The sequence below is a fragment of the Flavonifractor sp. An52 genome, from assembly GCF_002159385.1.
In the GTDB taxonomy this organism is placed as follows: Bacteria; Bacillota; Clostridia; order Oscillospirales; family Oscillospiraceae; genus Flavonifractor; species Flavonifractor avicola.
On record NZ_NFIB01000043.1, the window covers coordinates 1 to 15,686 of the forward strand.

The following is a 15,686-nucleotide window of genomic DNA, read 5'->3' on the forward strand; positions in this document are numbered from 1 at the left end:
GCACGTCGTAGACTATGACGTTGATAGGTCGGAGGTGGAAGCGCGGTAACGCGTGCAGCTGACCGATACTAATAAGCCGAGGGCTTGACCTTAACATGATGATTGCAGGCGCTTGCCTGATACTGAGACTGCATTGTTCGGTTTTGAGGGTGCTGACAAAGCTCCAGATGCGCCTTTAGCTCAGCTGGTAGAGCAACTGACTCTTAATCAGTGGGTCCCCGGTTCGAATCCGTGAAGGCGCACCAATGGCCCGTTGGTCAAGCGGCTAAGACGGCGGCCTCTCACGCCGCAAACGTGGGTTCGATTCCCGCACGGGTCACCAATTTTTTAAAAATTGGTCTTGACAGTGAGAACAAAATAGAATATAATGACTTATCGTTGAGAAAGACGGTAAGGAGAGAAAAGTTCAGACGAAGTTTTCTTTGCTTACTTTCTTTTTCAAAAGAAAGTAAGTTGGTGTTGATTGCGGTGAGGGTCCACCCGTTCCCATCCCGAACACGGAAGTTAAGCTCACCTGCGCCGAAAATACTTGTCTGGAGACGGACCGGGAAGATAGGTAACGCCAACATAAAGAAGGGTCTGGTCTGACCAGACCGGACCCTTTTACATTCCTCCTTAGCTCAGTCGGTAGAGCATGCGGCTGTTAACCGCAGGGTCGTTGGTTCGAGTCCAACAGGGGGAGCCAAACAATGTGGCTCGCCGCCACAAGCGTGACGGCGAGCCTCTTTTTAAGACAGTTGGATCGGTATGGGCCTTTAGCTCAGTTGGTTAGAGCAGCCGGCTCATAACCGGCCGGTCCACGGTTCGAGCCCGTGAAGGCCCACCATTTAGGGGTATAGCTCAGCTGGTAGAGCATCGGTCTCCAAAACCGAGTGCCGAGGGTTCGAATCCTTCTGCCCCTGCCAAACAAATATTCAGCCTTTGCTGTGGATATAGATATCACGATGGCGCGGTAGTTCAGTTGGTTAGAACGCCGGCCTGTCACGCCGGAGGTCGAGGGTTCAAGTCCCTTCCGCGTCGCCATTATGCTGCTATAGCTCAGTCGGTAGAGCGCATCCTTGGTAAGGATGAGGTCTCCGGTTCAAATCCGGATAGCAGCTCCACATGAAGCCCTAGAGCCGCAAGGCTTTGGGGCTTTTTGTTTTTTCTTCCAGCAGATTGAGCGGCGGAAAAAACCAGACAAAAACCCAGACGGGGGCAAAAAACGGAGCCGGACAGGTCAACCCTGCCCGGCTTTTTTCGTGTCCTGTTTGAGGGCGTCCCGGAAAATCTGGCTTGCCCGCTTTATACTTTCCTGATCGGCGTGGGTATACATCCGCAGCGTGACCGCCTTATCACTATGGCCCAGCTTCTCAGACACGCTGGCCACGTCCGCCCCGCTCGTGATGGCGATACTGGCAAAGGTGTGGCGCAGCTTGTGGGGGTGCAGGTCTGGGACATGGTAGCGTTTGGAGAACTTCTTCAGGTAACGTGTGGGGCTCTGAGGGTGTATAGGCTCCGGGCTGCCGTCCTGGGTAAAGACATAGGAGCTGATAGCCTGGGCGGCCTGCTCCGAGCGGAGTGCCCGCAGCAGGGCCATGATATCTGGATCCACATCAACGGTACGGCTCCGCCCGTTCTTGGGGGTGTCCAGGTATACCCCCTTCTGTGGGGTATAGCAGAGGTTTCCGCAGATCGTGACGGTGTTCTCCTGGAAGTCTATGTCCTTCCACTGGAGGCCGCAGCACTCGCCGCGGCGTATACCTGTGTCAATGAGCAGCCGCACCAGCACCCGCCATTTGAGCGGCTCCTTGTCCAGACAGGACAGGATATGGCGCACCTCCTCCACAGTGTAGGCCTCTACCTCATCGTGCCGGGCTTCGTCCTTTCTGGGCTTGGGGCGTTCCACCTTGTGCATGGGATTCTTGGGGATGGTATCAGTCAGAAAGGCCATTTTGAACAGGCTGTTCAGGATGGTATAGCACTTCACCACTGTTGCGTGGGCCTTGCCCTGGGCCTGCATGGACAGCAGCAGAGCGGTAATATTGGCGGGGGTAATGTCCGGCAGCTTCAGATCCCCCAGGGCGGGATAGATCCACTTGTCAAGCATCCCCTGGAAGCTGCTTCGGCTGTTCTCTGAGATGGAAATGGTCTTGGCGGGCATGAAAACGTCCTCGCTGTACTGCTTCAGGGTCTGGATCCTGGCGGCGGCCCGCCGGGCCTCAGTTTCCCGCTCGTGCCGCTCTGACCGGCTGATAATCTCCCCGGCCTGGCAACGGCGCTCAAAGTCGGCGGCAACCTTGGAGAGTTCCCGGTCTATGGCCCGCTGGCCCCAGCCTGCGGGTGGATACCACCGCATGGACAGAGGAGCTGCGCTCCGGCCACGGCTGACCCGGATCTCATAGAAGGAATTCCCTGCCTTGTTGGTCATTTTCCGGGTGGAAGGCATAAAATCATTTCCTTTCCCGGCCCCGTGTGGTACAATGAGAAGGCATACAGGGCCTATATTTGAAGGTGTGGGACTGTGCGCACCGCCCGCTTGGAGTTGCAGCTCCGAGCGGGCTTTATTCTTTATTTAGTAAATCTTTACGTTGATATTTGGGGACTTCTGTTAGTTCATCCACACGGCGAATAGCCTCTTGTTGCCCAATTTCGTTGAGACTTGAAAAGCTATAAAGAAGCTGGCCCACCGAAGTCTCCATAGAGGCTTTTATAAGGGCTCCGTCTGAATTTTCAAATAAATAATCAGGCATACGAGATGGAGGCAATCCATCATTAAAGAAATCTTCAAGAACAAGACGAGTAGTAAAACGTTCATCTAATGTCTTTACTTCAACATTAAGGGCATCTGCAATGCGCTGTAAAGTTTCAAATTTTGGTTTGCGCAAATCATTTTCCCATTGTGCTACAGCTTGAAAGGTGACGCCTATTTTTTCGCCCAGCTCCTTTTGTGTCATTCGGGCAGCCTTTCGGGCATTCTTTATTCGTTGGCCGGTAGTCATTTGTATCACCTCTAGCCATAGTATACCACATATAAACAAAAGTTCAAGCAAAAGATAAAGAGTTGAGTAATAAAATGGCTTGACTTTTTCAAAAGATTGAATTATACTGTACTCAGCTCAATCAAATGCAAAAGAAAAGAGGGTAAAACGGTGAGAATCGATAGGGTCAAATTTGCGGCTGAACTTGCTCGGGCGGATTTGAATATAAAGCGGCTTGCCGAGCGAGCGGGTGTGTCCAGGGTAACCATTACATCCGTCAAAGGTGGAAAATCTTGCTCTAGATCTACGGCAGAAAAAATAGCTGCAGGGTTAGGTGTATGTGTTCAAGACATCCTGACCACATCCGAATAATAATGGTGTCGAACTTGGACACAGGAAAGGAGAATGAACCATGTCAGCACAAAAGCAGACGCCGTTCCAGACCATTGAGCAGGCGTGCAAGACCACAGGGCTGTCCATGTACTATCTGCGCCGGGGATGCTGGGCGGGTACGGTGCCCCACGTCAAGAGTGGCCGGGTCTATTACATCAATGTTCCCGCCCTTCTGCGCAGCCTTGGGGCCACGACAGAGGAGCCGGAACCGGCCCAGCTGCCCGACAAGGTGACCGATATCAGGGCCGCAGGCCGAAAGAAGGCAAGGGCATGAGGGAATCGGCACTGGAGGGTATCTCCTTCTGCCTGGTTCTGGGTCTGGCGGTCTGTGCGGACGGCCTGACAGAGCGCCCGGGTGGGCTGGTTGCCCTGCTGGTGGGGGTGCTCCTGTCCGGTGTTCCCCTGCTCCTGGCCCGTCTGGGAGGGACAAGCTGCCATAGAAGGCGGTCCAGAGGGCCGCATAAGACAGGGCACACCCGCTCGAGCGGGCGGATTTTGGGCAAAAAGAAAGCCGCTGAGGTGGTAGCAACACCCCAACGGCAGGTGAAACAAAGCGTTCAAGCAAGTATTTCACGCCTCTATTTTACAGAGGCAGAGGGAGATTGTCAAATTGAATTTTGAGGTAATCGAGACCTTGCGCCTGGTATGCGCCGGGTTTGTAACGGACATCGAAAAGGAGTACATACACCTGCCCGCCGCCGATGAGCGGTATGACGCCTTTAGCCGGGCGGTCAAAGAGGGCAGCGGGGAAGACCTGGAGGAGCTGTGTATGGCCGTGGCCAGTGAGCATGAATCCCAGGGGTTTGTGAACGGTTTCCGGCTGGGCGTCCGGCTCATGTTGGAGAGCCTTAGCCCCAAGGGCCAGGAGACCGGCAGGAAGGGAGGCGGACGGCATGAGGCGTGAGCGTGATACCACCTGCGAGAGAAGTGTGTCAAGTATGGATTGGGACACAAAAAGGCGAGAACAGGAGTTTGAGTGGTGGCTTTCCCGGCTGGATGATGCAGGAAAAGCAGAGCTGTACTTATTTATGAGCCTTTTGATTCGGCAGCCTGGCTTTCGTGCGGAATTAAAGGCCAACAAGCCGGATGGGGAAAACCTCCCTACGTATGAGGTAATCCAGGCGCTCATGGAGAAATGGTCATTATCAGAAAGTGCGTAGAGTAAGGAAATCAACTGACTATGGAACTGAGGCCAGGGTGTGGTGCGGTATGCGCTCCGCCCTGGCCTATCAGAAATGGAGGACACGCACATGGAGCAGAGGGGCACGAAGTCTGGAGAGCGGCAGCGGATGAGAAACCTGCTGCTTTCACGGGATCGGCTGGCCCGCACGCTGGCGGCCAACTTTACCGGCGGGGATCTGCTGGTAACGCTGACCTATCAGGCAGGCCCCTGGCCCCGCTCGCGTGAGCTGGCACGGCAGCAGGTAAGACAGTGGATAGGCAGCATATCGGCGCTCAGAAGGGCCAAGGGCATGGCTGCCAAGTATGTTTATCTGCTGGGAACGGAGCAGGCGGGGAGCCTTGTACACCGCATCATACTCAACAGGGGCAAGGAATCTGCCGATATGCTGGGGCATCCGTGGCCGTATGGCCCGGTGTATGTAGGCCCGCTGGATCTGTCTCAGCAGGGGCAGGCGTTGGCGTCAGAGCTGCTGCGCCAGCCCCTCCAGGCAGGACATTCCCCGCTGCCCTGCGCCCGCCTGTGGGTGTCCTCCAGGGGAATCCATCATACATAGAAAGGCGGAAAGAGCATGAATGTAAATCTGCAAACAATTTTGCTGGAAAATGAGGAACTGAAGTTCCTGAGCGAATACACCCCATATGCGGAGGGCGGGATTTTATCCGAATTTGAGGAGGAGGGCAAGCGGGTAGCAAAGGCCCTTGCCCAGGTAAATACCCAGGTGGCCGACAAGCGGGCAAAGCGGCTGCTCCTGCTCCGGGGGTTCTATTTCCTAGGGGTGCTTCGAGGTGCAGAGGCGTACAGAACTGTGGTTCTGGATGAGGTAAAGCCGGAGCACCCCGACGCTGATCCGCTTCCCTTTGAGCTGGACGAGGTGTGTACGCAGCTGTTTGCGGATGGCCTGAACCGGCTTTCACGGGGAGACTTATATAGACTGTGCGCTGCCCTTGGCGTGTAACCGAGCGGGATCGTACAGAGGGAAAACAACATTTGCCAGAGCCCTTAGAGGCCAGTGCAGGATATGGAGCCGGGTGTGTCCCGGTGCCCTCACTGATGGCAAGCGCATAGTGTGCCAGCGCCTGAGCCCGTCCCGGAGCCTTCCGGGCAGCGCCTGAGCCAGAGCCAACGGTGACCGGGCGGGAGATGATCCCGCCCATGGGGCCATGCTCTGGCTCTTTCTTTATACCTAAAACGGGATAAGAGGTGCGGCGATATGGCAAAGCGGAAAAAGACCATTACAGCGGGTTGCATCGTCAAGACAATCTTATATACCGCTCCCGAGCCACGGGACAGTGAGCGGGCCAGGGCTGAAAAGTCCCGCATGACCACCGCCGCACAGAAGGCCATGAACGACAAGACGGCACGGGCAAGACTGGAAATGCTGCTGGCGGCCAACTTTGAGGGAAAGGATCTCTTTCTTACGCTTACATATCGGGACGCGGATCTTCCGGCCAAACGGGCGGAGGCTGTAAAGAATGTGCGGAAGTTCCTAAAGCAGCTGCGAGAGCACCGCAAGGCCCGGGGGCAGGTGCTGAAATACGTCTATACCACAGAGCAGAAACACGGAGCAGCCCGCCTCCACCACCACCTGGTGATTAACGCCACCGAGCGGGACATAGAGGCTATACGTAGCCTGTGGCCCTACGGCGATATGATAGACCTTGTATACGTGCGAGACAGGGACTATGACACCCTGGCCCGGTATATGACCAAGGAGAGCGTGGAGGGCCGCCCGGTTGGCGCTCAGATGTGGACAAGAAGCCGCAACTTGGAAAAGCCCGTGGTAGAGAGCTGCTTTGTACCGGATGATACGGCCCTGGCCGTCCCTCCTGGATGCTTTGTCCTGGAGCGGGAGGAGAGGGCTACAGAGTATGGGAGCTACAGCTATATCAAGTACCGTGTTCCCTCCTGGAGACGGCAGCAAAGTGGCCCGGAAACGGCCATAGAGCAGGCTGGGCGGGCCTCTCAATATCTTACTTGTAAGTATATATAACTTTAGAACAGGCCCTAGAGAATCAAGGGATAGCCCCTTGTATCGGCGTTCCGGGTGCGCTATGCTGAGACAGGAACAGGCATATACACGCCCGGGCGGCGGCGGGCGTAAAAATTTGAACCAGGAGATGATAGCATGAGTGGGACAGTGGCAGAGCTGGTTTGTAAAACAACCATGGGCGGAACATGGGTCATGTGCCCGGTCTGTCGGCGGGGAAAGCTGCTGAAACTGACAGAGGCCACCAGAGCGCAGGGGCTGGTGCTGTTCTGCCGGTGCTGCAAGCATGAGACCGTAGTGGAAATCGGGCCCAGCGGCGGCGGACTGCCCAGGGTGTGGGCCGCAGCCGGGGAGGAGACAGCAAGCGTGCCTCAGTCATTGGCCCGGGCGTGCTGCTGATCCTGGCCAAGGAGCGGGGAATTTCACCGGGAAAACGGTGATTTTTTGCGGGATAATCTTGCCGGTTGGCTACGTACACACGCACGAGCGCAGGAGCGGGCACAGGGGCGCACGGGTGCAGGGCCTACGGCCCACCCACCCCCCGGCCCGAAAAAGTTTCAGGGGGCGGGGGTGCAAGACCGTGTGGCCCCTCTGGTGTGAGAAATTCTCCCCAATGGGAGTTTAGGCCAAAACAGTCATAAAGCCGGGAAAAAAGTGTAATTTTGCAGGGGCGATTTAAGGGCAAACCACCGGGAGGCTTGGGCGCACACGTGGGCGGGTGCGGATGCGTGCGGGCCTTCGGCCAGAGGGGCCCCGGCCCGGAAAAAATTTACGGCCTTGTGGGTAAGACCGTGGGCCACCCTCCATGCGGGAATTTTTCCCCACGGTGGGCGCTGGCGGGGCGGTACGGCTCCCTGATGGTTTTCCCAAGCACTGGAGTGCTGCTGGCAGTCCCATGCCTGTGTCGGGGGCATCCCGACCCCTGCTGGCCTGCTGAGGCTCTGATATGCAGCCGGAGGCCCCTGGTCTATCCCTGGGTATGCCCGCTCCGGGGCGGTGTCTGGTGAGTGTCTGGCGGCGCTCTTGGCCTCTCCTGTGGGGTGGTAGCCCCTGGAATACCCACTTGTGCTGGAGGGCCTTTGCGTGGGGCACAGCCCGGCCCCTGGTTGCCTGCTGAGGCTCTGGTACGCAGCCGATGGCCCCCGGGATATGCCGCCAGTCCAGGCGGTGCCCAGCGAGTGCCTGGTGACGCTCCTGGCCTCTCCTGCGGAGCGGTAGCCCCTGGGATACCCGCTCGTGTTGGAGGGCCTTTACGTGGGGCGCAGCCAGGCTCCTGCTGGCCTGCTGAGGCCCTGATATGCAGTCGGAGGCCCTGGGTATGCCCGCTCCGGGGCGGTGTCTGGTGAGTGCCTGGCGGTGCTCCTGGCCCCTCCTGTGGGGCGGCAGCTCCTGGGATACCCGCTCGTGTTGGAGGCACAGACGTGGGGCACAGTCTGGCCCCTTCTGGTCTGCTGAGGCCCTGCTACGTAGCTAGAGGCCCCCGGTCTATCCCAGGGTATGACGCCACTCTCAACGGTGCCCGGTGAGTGCCTGGTGGTCTTGCTGTCCAGAGGAGTCCAGAAGGCGAACCGCAGACGGAGACCTATCTCAAATCCGTCTGCGCTGGCGTATTTGGGGGAGTATCTTGGGAGCCTTTTGCCCGCCCAGGATGCGCCCGGTTCCTGCGGAGGTTGGTAAGCCTCCATCTTCAAATACGAAATCGCTTGCGGATTTGGGGAAGTATTCCGCTTTTCGTTCTGCCCAGGTCTGTAGCCTGGGATACCCGCCCGTATGAGAGAATAGCAGCGGGGCGCAGCACAGGCCACATCACCGATTATGGGGGTGCAGCCAGGCTTACGGGGTATTAGGGGAGCCCCCTAAAAGGGCGTTTGGCTGGCCAAATGCGATGCTTGCGGAAACTGTGGTAACTGATGGATGGGGGCTGATCTGGGAAAGTTCTTGATTGCCTTTTGAATCCATCTGTACTACGGGCAAATCCGTCAACGTTGGCGGATTTGAGGTAGCAGCTGCACGGTACACACTAATCTGAAAAACGACAGCGTTGTCGTTTTTGGCGGCGGGATCGGAGCATAAGGAAATCAAATCGGCAGACGCTTGCCGATTTGGCAGCGTGTCCGACTTGGACACATAACAATAACGAGCGGGCATCCTTCTGAGGCAGGATACCCGCTCGCTATTCTGCTGGGGAATGAAACTTCATGCCACGCAAAAACGGCGGCTGGTGACAGTTTTGGTGAATCGCTCTACCAGCTCGGGGGCGGCTGCCTTCAGGGCCTTGCTATCCAGCCGGGAGGAGGTTACCGGCTTCCAGGTGACCTTATATTCCCCGGCCCGCAGCTCCTGGGCGTCGCCCATGTGGGCTTTGATCGTATCCTTAATCGCCTCCGCCTCGGCCTGGGCCTCCTCAATGAGGCTCTGGAGCTGGCGCAGCTCCCGGAGCCTGCTTTCAAGTTCGTAGCTGCTCATACTGCAAACCTCCTGTTAACTGGGGTCAAGTGCCGGGGGGCCTTACGGCATAGCGTTCTGCTCAGTGCGTCTCAATCTCCCGTATCCCGTCCCGGTCTAACCTTGTGTTCTTGGGATCCACCTTGACTTGACTTGTTCCTCTTGACATTATGAATTGTAACATATCTAGGCTTAGATATCAATCCGCAGATTGCACAGATATCTAGGCCTATATTTGGTGATTATATATCTATGCCTAGATTGCTTTTTGTGGTATAATAACAGCACAATGGGGGAGGTGCCCCTATTTATCGCATCCCCAGAGAGGAGGCAAGTATGGCAGAAAAAACAGAAGCCCAAAAGCGGGCACAAAGAGTATATATGGAGAGATTTGCGGTTGCACGGGTTCGCATGGAGAGGGAGAAGTACGAAGCTGTTCAGGCCTACGCAGAGGCCCACGGCGAGAGTGTGAACGGTTTTATTAACCGGGCCATAGCTGAGGCGATGGAGCGGGACAGTGCCGCTTGTGCGGTCACTGGTGGGCCTGCTGAGGGCAGAAGATAACCCCGGGCACAGCGCCCGGGGCTTGACAGTGTGGCCACAGCGGCCTATAATAGATATAGAAAGAGGCGCTGCCGGATACGGTCAGCCCTTAGAGTAGTTTGAAGTGATCGCCGTACTTGTCAGGGTGCCGGCGGTCACTTCTTTTTTGCCTGAATAAACAGGCTGCAAATACCAATGATGACCAAACAAAGCTGAAGAACTTCGGATGTACTCATGGGCAGCCCTCCTTTCCGAAGATCGGAGAGCAAAGAAGCTGCCCTCCGTCAAGAGGGCTGACCGCTGCTGTCCGGCAACGCCAAGGTCAGGATAACATAGAATGGTGTCGAAAGCAAGTGGGGGGCCTTATGTCTGGTTTTTTGGCCTATAGGGATGAGGTCAGCGGTCAGGGTTGCAGATAGAAACCCAGACAAAAACCAGACGAGCACCCCGAATAAGTTCAGAAACGCCAATGCAAGCAGACAAAAGAACAGAACAGAAAAGCCGGGGAAGTATTGCACCACAAGGGAAAGAGACGATAGCGGACAAAAGACCGGTAAAGTGGAAAATGCGCAAAAAGTAATTGGTAAGGATGAGGTCGCCAGTTCAAATCTGGCTAGCAGCTCCACGAAAACCGCTTAAATTTTCGGATTTAAGCGGTTTTTCTTATGGTTTTATTAACTTTTTCAGCCATTTTGATAGTGGGGAAAAGACCTCGTAGCTAAAATATGGGGGCTTTTCCAACTGAGAAACCAACTTTTCGGGCCTTTGATGGGCCGGAATCCGTTGCGCCGCAATGGTTTCCGGCTTTTTGCCTTTCCAACTGACCACCAACTATGCGGAGTAGAGCCGGTCAACAGCGGCGACCGCTTCGGAGGAAGTTTCCCGGCCCTTTACATAGTATTTTAGGGTCATGGCCGACGTGGTATGCCCTGCTGCAGCTTGGGCAAGTTTAATGTCTTTGGTCTGGTCGTATAGGTCCGTCAGAACAGTGGTGCGGAAGCGAATCGGGGTGATATTTTCCGCGAAGCCGGTATCACGCTGGATGCGCTGACACATCTTGCGGACTTGCGTGTAGGACAGGGGCTTGTCCCCGCCGAACAGAAATGCGCCCGCCGATTCCATTTGTTGCAGGTAGGGCACGGCCAAGGAGGACAGCCCGATTGTGCGGTGACTGCTCTCCGTTTTGGTGTCCTTGACCTCCGGCTGGTTGCGGGTGGGATGGGTCACGGCCCGCCGGATATGGACTGTCATGTTATCGCAGTCAATATCTTCGGGAGCCAGCCCCAACACTTCTTCCAAGCGGAGAGGGTGGAGGGCTTGTAAGGCCATATACGCCCGGTCTACGGGGTTTTGAATATCCCCGATATGCTGAATCAGATAACGCATCTGCTCCACGGTGTAGGGCGGCGTGGCCTTGCTTGCCTTGCCGGTAATTTTCACCCTGCGGGATTTTAGAGGGTTTGAGGAAATCAGCTTATCTTCCACGGCGGCGTCCAGAATTTGATTGAGTACCATCCGGGCCTTGTCCTTGGTGGTTTTGGCCCCGCTCATGCTGTTAAAAGGCGTTGAACCTCGTCCGGGCCGATGTCCTCGACGGCCAGCTCGTGGAAAGCGGGGATGAGATAGGCCCGCAGCTGACGCTCGTATGTGGTGGCCGTCACAGTCGCCACAGTGGGTTTTGAGTAAACATTGAACCAGTTCCAGGCGTACTCGTCAAACGGGTGTTTCTGCGGTTCTGGGGCCGTGCCTGACAGCTTTATCACCTTTTCAGCAAACTCCTGCATGGTGTCCGCAGTGATCCACCGCTTTACGCCGTTGATGGTGATATACTGATTGATTTTGTGCTTTGCCATCTCGGAATCTCCTTCCAGAGACGGCATACAATCCGACTGTGCTATGCAGTTGTCAAGGTGCCGCGGCTCCTGGGATATAGGGGGCGAGCCGTCCGATTCCCTAACATCATTATAGCACGATTTCACAAGTTTTTCAATGAAATTACCCAAAACGCCTTGAAAAATCAGCACTTTTCCGCTAACTTCAATGCTTTCGATTTCAGAAAACAAGGGATTTTTCAAGAAGTTTTGGGGGTCCAGTTTGAGGACTTCGGAGGCGTTGACGATGGTGCAAACATCATCCGAAAGGGGAATAAAGAACATAAAAAACACTCCCAAAGTGTGCCATGCGCGTTGTGCAGGGCAAAAAATACTGCATCAACTGCAACACGGGCTGGAAGTGTTATGTGAACAGACTTGCAAATAACTTTGCAGAATCGGGGGCCGATGTAGGATTGTTTTGCCCGGAATATGGGTTTGGCGTCCGCATAGAGACAATTTCATAATGCCCTACTTCGCGTTCATTTGATTTCATCTGGTAAATAAAATCCTGTTCCAGTTGAATCGTCACACCGATGCGGCGGTCAAGCTGATCAAAGTCATCTTCGCCTTGGTCGGCAAAGGACGCTTTCTGAACGTCAAAATTGTATTTGACCAGTGTTGAGAACTGTTCCAACCAAAATTCATAAGGGGAGTAAGGGGAAGTCACGATAATCAGATCGGCGGCAAGGGCCTTGTCGGTATATCGCGCGGGAGCATTTACCCCGGTGCGGATACTGAACGGGTCCAAAATCCGCAGTAGATCTTGGTAGGCCATGACTTTGGGGCGCATCTCGTCCAGTATGATGGTGTGTTCCCCGGAATAGTTTTGGAAAGTATCCCGGCTGGAACCAGCCATAAAGTATGGCTGATTCGCCTTTTCTGCCAATGTGCGGGCCATATGGGTTTTGCCTGCACCGGCTTCGCCATAGAGCCAAATAACAGTCAGTTGCTTGCCCTGCGCAATCATTTCTTTTCGCCACTCGTCCGCAAGGTTGCGGAGCCGTTTAGCCCAAACATCCTCGACTTGCCGCCGGTATCGTCCATACTGTGCCCCGGTCATACGCTTTTCAACCTCTTCCTTTGTCATGATGCCAAGATACATAGCGTTCAGCAGGTCTTCGATTTTATAAGCGCCGCTTTCGGCCTTAACCTTGGCTTGTACCAAATTGGCCTCAATCGTCTGCATCAGTCCGGCAAAGTCAAAATTGGCCGTTACCTCGCTCGGGTCATACTGGTGTTTGCCCTTTGCCTTAGCCGCTTTTGTTCTATGGAGCAGATACGCAAAACCATTATTCACGTCTCCATTCCACTTGGTAATGTATTGCGGGTTATCGCCTAAATGTTTTGCCGTTGCGGCGATACTACGGGCATTTTCAAAGCAAAGCATGACATGATAGCCAGGGGCTTCGGGTGTGCCGTCCTTATTGGTGTCCTTGTCATGCAGGATGATGGCATACCTCTGTGGCTTTAGCTCGTTTTCGATAACGGCTATCATCTTGTCCTTGTCCGCGATTTTGGCGGGGAGGTGCTTCACTTGCTGGACATACATCATATTTTTGCATCGGATTGTTTTTCCCATACTTGCGCACTTCCTTTGGCTTGCGATTTTTGACACCGTGACACTGTGATATGGCCGGGCTTGTAACGAGCCCCAAGCCCGGCCATATCAATAGTTTCGGGTCACTTGACACTTGACACCGCCCCCGCCTATGTTTCACTCGGCGGGGGCGGTGCCTCTGCCGGGGAATCCGCATAATACAAGGTCAGCAACCGGCCAAGTTCCTTATACACGGGGAAAGCCATCAATGGGAAATGCACATACGAAACGGCATCATGCTCCCCGTCTGTACTGGAAAACCACGCATCGCCGGGGCCGTACACGCGCTCGGGCATTGTGTCCAACTTGGTTTTGTCCCACATCAAAAGGCCCTCCGACCGTGTAGGACGGAACAATATCCGGGTGGACATAGCCGACCGAAGCATCGCAGGCAGACCGCCCTCTTGGACGCTTGCCTCGGCAATCGAGATTATCACATAACAGCCAGCAGACGCGCCCATGGTGACAATACGCTTGATATAGGAATCAAAGGCGGAAATGCAATAGTCCGGGTCATCCTTTGCGGGCTTTGCGGGGAAAATCGACTTTAGTGACACAAACTCGTCAACAAACAGAAACGACGGATGCATACCGGCGTCCCACCATTTCACGGCGTCGCCCACCTGTTCCGACAGGTTATTTAGGACGGCTTGGCGGGTTACAATGGTATCAGAAAACCGTTTTAGCGCATCTAAAATGCCCCTTGCCTCGCCGTCCCCGTCCAGCGCGACCACATAGGGAAGCCGGGACAGTTCGGCCCGCTTGGGGTCGATGATGATGACCTCGCTGCCGTACTCGTCGCGCCCGCATTGTAGGGCTTGCAACAATAGGGCAATAATGCCCGTGGTCTTGCCGCTCCGGGTCTTGCCCGCCACCAGCATGGAGCCGGAGGTGGTCAGGTCTATCTCCGTCCCGTCCTGCACCTGCAGCTTGGTCGGGCCACGGGGCCGCATTTCCTCGACGGCTGCATAGGTCAGACTTCTATCTACCAGAACATCTTCCAGCCGGAAGGTTACCCGGTCATAGGCCACGCCGGTGTCTGTCTGTGTGACAGCATACCTTGTGTGCCTCCCATTGAGGGCGGAAGAAATGGCGGACGCGGCCCCGGTTATAGTCTCCACCGTGACGGCCCCCGCCGAAATCGTCAGGTCGTACACACCGGGCCGGGCCTCTTTGCACTTTATGGATGGAAGCAATTCCCCCTCCTGCAAGTGAAGGGGGTTGCCGTGGGCGGGATGGCACAGCGCCCGCCGAACCTTGCCGCAGATCTTGGCGCGGTCCGGCATAAGAACATGGACGACCGCCGCCGCGATCACCGCGCCGATGCCGACACACGCGACCACGGCGGCGGCCTGTCCCACCATGCGCCCGATTGCACCCACCAGAGGCCCGCTGACGGCGGGAGCCAGCCCCCGGAATCCGAGGGCCAGCATACCCGCCAGCAAGAGGGCTACACTACCAGCCACAAGCAGTATCACGCCGGGGGCGGCATAGGCCAGCAGGCCGACCTCGCGGCGATAGGTGCGCATGGGTATCAGCCCTTGGCCGCGCCGACAACCTTAATGTCATCGACGGTGATAGATAACTGATTGCGAAATTCCCCGTACACGGTGCCCACAGGGTTGACCAGTTCTACAACAGCGCCGATAGGGATATTCAGTCCCATCTTGCCGGGCACTTTTACCGTGATTTTTTCGTACCTGTTACAAATCGCGGTTCCATCGGCCTTGGGCTTATACGGGGTCTTATCCTCGGTGATTACAGTAATCACCTTGGTACCTGTTACCTGTTTCGTTTCGTAGTCCTTGAGCGGGCCACAAGAAGTCACAGTCAGCACCTTGTCCTTGAGAAATGCGCCACAGTCAAACCGAAGATACTGAGCCAAGCCGTACATATCAATCACGTCCTTTCTGGCGTTTGGTTCGCACTTCATCGACAACAACGGGGTACTGGTTTTCCCACCGGGGCACATCGCCCAGCGGACGGCCCAAAGCCTCACACAGAATGACATACAGACCAGCAATAACGGAACGCAAGTCATAACAATGGCGAAGCACATCGAAGTCATTGGTATCAACTGTAACAATGTAGGTGCCGTCGTTCCACTTATTAAGATACTCTATGGCATCGCTTATTTTCCGCTTCATGTATTCAATTTGAAGTGGATTGCAAGTAGTGGCAAACGGGCAAGCGTGGCACCGTTCAGAACAGCACTGCGACACATTGGATAAACATTTGAAATCATTGGGGGACAAAGGGGTTACACTTCTCACACATTTATTGGCTGACATGATAATCACCTCCTTTCCTTGCTTGCATCATAACACATATAATTTTACTTGAAAAGCGCTATTTTTGTAATAAAATTATTACAATAGTCAATTTTTCAAGTGAAAAAGTTATAAAATCGATAATTGAAAAAATAAAACTGCGGCATATATGCCGCAGTTTTTGGAGAGGAGCATGAACAATCGTTCGATAATGTTCGCAACTCGTAAAATCTGGAAATTATACAATCAAAATTTTGTAGAGATGCACAAAGACAAGTCCCCCATGCACCGTTGTCGGTACATGGGGGACTGTTGTGTTGGTGGTACCAAAGACAACCCCCGGCTAAGCCGGGGGTAAAAAATAGCTTAAAGCGAGGAGAAGAGTAGAAAAAGAAAAAACTCCCTGATAAGGTAGAAGTGGTTTGCCGACCACA

General features: G+C 54.9%; 17 protein-coding genes, 7 tRNA genes and 2 rRNA genes. 17 read left to right on the forward strand and 9 right to left on the reverse strand.

The genetic code is table 11. The features are described from left to right. The 9 genes from B5G06_RS12760 to B5G06_RS12800 form a co-directional block, all read left to right on the forward strand. Positions 1–92 (forward strand): 23S ribosomal RNA (locus B5G06_RS12760); the annotation flags it as partial. Between the two features lie 77 nt (positions 93–169). Next, positions 170–245, forward strand: a tRNA-Lys gene (locus B5G06_RS12765). Positions 246–247: 2 nt separating this feature from the next. Continuing rightward, a tRNA-Glu gene (locus tag B5G06_RS12770) sits at positions 248–322 on the forward strand. Positions 323–452: 130 nt separating this feature from the next. After that, positions 453–568: ribosomal RNA gene (gene rrf, locus B5G06_RS12775) — 5S ribosomal RNA — on the forward strand. A gap of 41 nt (positions 569–609) precedes the next feature. Next, positions 610–685, forward strand: a tRNA-Asn gene (locus B5G06_RS12780). Between the two features lie 64 nt (positions 686–749). Next, positions 750–826: transfer RNA gene (locus B5G06_RS12785), tRNA-Ile, on the forward strand. Positions 827–829: 3 nt separating this feature from the next. Further along, a tRNA-Trp gene (locus B5G06_RS12790) sits at positions 830–905 on the forward strand. 41 nt (positions 906–946) lie between these two features. Next, positions 947–1,023, forward strand: a tRNA-Asp gene (locus B5G06_RS12795). Between the two features lie 4 nt (positions 1,024–1,027). Continuing rightward, positions 1,028–1,103 (forward strand) — tRNA-Thr (locus B5G06_RS12800). Between the two features lie 116 nt (positions 1,104–1,219). Here B5G06_RS12800 and B5G06_RS12805 read toward each other — a convergent pair. Further along, the gene (locus B5G06_RS12805; RefSeq protein ID WP_087189438.1) at positions 1,220–2,428 is read right to left on the reverse strand and encodes a tyrosine-type recombinase/integrase; all 1,209 of its coding nucleotides are present in this window, start codon (positions 2,426–2,428) and stop codon (positions 1,220–1,222) included. Positions 2,429–2,543: 115 nt separating this feature from the next. Further along, on the reverse strand, positions 2,544–2,981 hold the full coding sequence (locus B5G06_RS12810) for a helix-turn-helix domain-containing protein (protein WP_087189439.1): 438 nt from the start codon (positions 2,979–2,981) through the stop codon (positions 2,544–2,546). A 391-nt stretch (positions 2,982–3,372) separates the two neighbouring features. On the opposite strand from B5G06_RS12810, the gene B5G06_RS14210 reads away from it, so the two are divergent. The 7 genes from B5G06_RS14210 to B5G06_RS12855 all read left to right on the forward strand — a co-directional run bounded on the left by B5G06_RS14210 (position 3,373) and on the right by B5G06_RS12855 (position 6,922). Continuing rightward, a complete protein-coding gene (locus B5G06_RS14210; protein ID WP_087189441.1) occupies positions 3,373–3,627 on the forward strand; it encodes a hypothetical protein in 255 nt (84 codons plus the stop codon). A 336-nt stretch (positions 3,628–3,963) separates the two neighbouring features. Then, positions 3,964–4,257, forward strand: coding sequence for a hypothetical protein (locus B5G06_RS12830; protein WP_087189443.1), 294 nt, complete (start codon positions 3,964–3,966; stop codon positions 4,255–4,257). Positions 4,258–4,291: 34 nt separating this feature from the next. Beyond that, complete coding sequence (locus B5G06_RS12835; protein ID WP_143382757.1) at positions 4,292–4,513, forward strand: hypothetical protein; 222 nt, start codon at positions 4,292–4,294, stop codon at positions 4,511–4,513. Between the two features lie 90 nt (positions 4,514–4,603). After that, positions 4,604–5,089, forward strand: a complete 486-nt coding sequence (locus B5G06_RS12840) for a hypothetical protein (RefSeq protein ID WP_087189445.1) — start codon at positions 4,604–4,606, stop codon at positions 5,087–5,089. A 15-nt stretch (positions 5,090–5,104) separates the two neighbouring features. Then, the gene (locus B5G06_RS12845) at positions 5,105–5,491 is read left to right on the forward strand and encodes a hypothetical protein (protein ID WP_087189446.1); all 387 of its coding nucleotides are present in this window, start codon (positions 5,105–5,107) and stop codon (positions 5,489–5,491) included. 255 nt (positions 5,492–5,746) lie between these two features. Further along, complete coding sequence (locus tag B5G06_RS12850) at positions 5,747–6,526, forward strand: rolling circle replication-associated protein (RefSeq protein ID WP_087189447.1); 780 nt, start codon at positions 5,747–5,749, stop codon at positions 6,524–6,526. 135 nt (positions 6,527–6,661) lie between these two features. Then, on the forward strand, positions 6,662–6,922 hold the full coding sequence (locus B5G06_RS12855) for a cysteine-rich KTR domain-containing protein (protein ID WP_087189448.1): 261 nt from the start codon (positions 6,662–6,664) through the stop codon (positions 6,920–6,922). 1,797 nt (positions 6,923–8,719) lie between these two features. On the opposite strand, the gene B5G06_RS12860 is transcribed toward B5G06_RS12855, so the two are convergent. Continuing rightward, a complete protein-coding gene (locus B5G06_RS12860; protein ID WP_087189449.1) occupies positions 8,720–8,989 on the reverse strand; it encodes a hypothetical protein in 270 nt (89 codons plus the stop codon). Positions 8,990–9,304: 315 nt separating this feature from the next. Here B5G06_RS12860 and B5G06_RS14215 point away from each other — a divergent pair, with 315 nt between their 5' ends. Continuing rightward, on the forward strand, positions 9,305–9,532 hold the full coding sequence (locus B5G06_RS14215; protein ID WP_204220858.1) for a hypothetical protein: 228 nt from the start codon (positions 9,305–9,307) through the stop codon (positions 9,530–9,532). A gap of 810 nt (positions 9,533–10,342) precedes the next feature. Here the strand turns inward: B5G06_RS14215 and B5G06_RS12870 are convergent. The 6 genes from B5G06_RS12870 to B5G06_RS12895 form a co-directional block, all read right to left on the reverse strand. Beyond that, a complete protein-coding gene (locus B5G06_RS12870) occupies positions 10,343–11,026 on the reverse strand; it encodes a site-specific integrase (protein ID WP_158094717.1) in 684 nt (227 codons plus the stop codon). A 32-nt stretch (positions 11,027–11,058) separates the two neighbouring features. After that, on the reverse strand, positions 11,059–11,667 hold the full coding sequence (locus B5G06_RS12875; RefSeq protein ID WP_087189451.1) for a hypothetical protein: 609 nt from the start codon (positions 11,665–11,667) through the stop codon (positions 11,059–11,061). Positions 11,668–11,746: 79 nt separating this feature from the next. Further along, on the reverse strand, positions 11,747–12,964 hold the full coding sequence (locus B5G06_RS12880) for a Rep family protein (protein ID WP_087189452.1): 1,218 nt from the start codon (positions 12,962–12,964) through the stop codon (positions 11,747–11,749). Between the two features lie 128 nt (positions 12,965–13,092). Beyond that, positions 13,093–14,511, reverse strand: coding sequence for a type IV secretory system conjugative DNA transfer family protein (locus B5G06_RS12885; RefSeq protein WP_087189453.1), 1,419 nt, complete (start codon positions 14,509–14,511; stop codon positions 13,093–13,095). A gap of 5 nt (positions 14,512–14,516) precedes the next feature. Then, the gene (locus B5G06_RS12890) at positions 14,517–14,876 is read right to left on the reverse strand and encodes a hypothetical protein (protein WP_087189454.1); all 360 of its coding nucleotides are present in this window, start codon (positions 14,874–14,876) and stop codon (positions 14,517–14,519) included. 1 nt (position 14,877) lies between these two features. Further along, entirely contained in the window at positions 14,878–15,273 is a 396-nt protein-coding gene (locus B5G06_RS12895) for a hypothetical protein (protein WP_087189455.1), read from the reverse strand. Positions 15,274–15,686: the final 413 nt, after the last annotated feature.

What these genes read in the sequence shown, in the direction of transcription:
- B5G06_RS12805 (WP_087189438.1), bottom strand. Translation starts at nt 2,428, where the DNA reads ATGCCTTCCACCCGGAAAATGACCAACAAGGCAGGGAATTCCTTCTAT.
- B5G06_RS12810 (WP_087189439.1), bottom strand. Translation starts at nt 2,981, where the DNA reads ATGACTACCGGCCAACGAATAAAGAATGCCCGAAAGGCTGCCCGAATG.
- B5G06_RS14210 (WP_087189441.1), top strand. Translation starts at nt 3,373, where the DNA reads ATGTCAGCACAAAAGCAGACGCCGTTCCAGACCATTGAGCAGGCGTGC.
- B5G06_RS12835 (WP_143382757.1), top strand. Translation starts at nt 4,292, where the DNA reads ATGGATTGGGACACAAAAAGGCGAGAACAGGAGTTTGAGTGGTGGCTT.
- B5G06_RS12840 (WP_087189445.1), top strand. Translation starts at nt 4,604, where the DNA reads ATGGAGCAGAGGGGCACGAAGTCTGGAGAGCGGCAGCGGATGAGAAAC.
- B5G06_RS12845 (WP_087189446.1), top strand. Translation starts at nt 5,105, where the DNA reads ATGAATGTAAATCTGCAAACAATTTTGCTGGAAAATGAGGAACTGAAG.
- B5G06_RS12850 (WP_087189447.1), top strand. Translation starts at nt 5,747, where the DNA reads ATGGCAAAGCGGAAAAAGACCATTACAGCGGGTTGCATCGTCAAGACA.
- B5G06_RS12855 (WP_087189448.1), top strand. Translation starts at nt 6,662, where the DNA reads ATGAGTGGGACAGTGGCAGAGCTGGTTTGTAAAACAACCATGGGCGGA.
- B5G06_RS12860 (WP_087189449.1), bottom strand. Translation starts at nt 8,989, where the DNA reads ATGAGCAGCTACGAACTTGAAAGCAGGCTCCGGGAGCTGCGCCAGCTC.
- B5G06_RS14215 (WP_204220858.1), top strand. Translation starts at nt 9,305, where the DNA reads ATGGCAGAAAAAACAGAAGCCCAAAAGCGGGCACAAAGAGTATATATG.
- B5G06_RS12870 (WP_158094717.1), bottom strand. Translation starts at nt 11,026, where the DNA reads ATGGTACTCAATCAAATTCTGGACGCCGCCGTGGAAGATAAGCTGATT.
- B5G06_RS12875 (WP_087189451.1), bottom strand. Translation starts at nt 11,667, where the DNA reads ATGTTCTTTATTCCCCTTTCGGATGATGTTTGCACCATCGTCAACGCC.
- B5G06_RS12880 (WP_087189452.1), bottom strand. Translation starts at nt 12,964, where the DNA reads ATGGGAAAAACAATCCGATGCAAAAATATGATGTATGTCCAGCAAGTG.
- B5G06_RS12885 (WP_087189453.1), bottom strand. Translation starts at nt 14,511, where the DNA reads ATGCGCACCTATCGCCGCGAGGTCGGCCTGCTGGCCTATGCCGCCCCC.
- B5G06_RS12890 (WP_087189454.1), bottom strand. Translation starts at nt 14,876, where the DNA reads ATGTACGGCTTGGCTCAGTATCTTCGGTTTGACTGTGGCGCATTTCTC.
- B5G06_RS12895 (WP_087189455.1), bottom strand. Translation starts at nt 15,273, where the DNA reads ATGTCAGCCAATAAATGTGTGAGAAGTGTAACCCCTTTGTCCCCCAAT.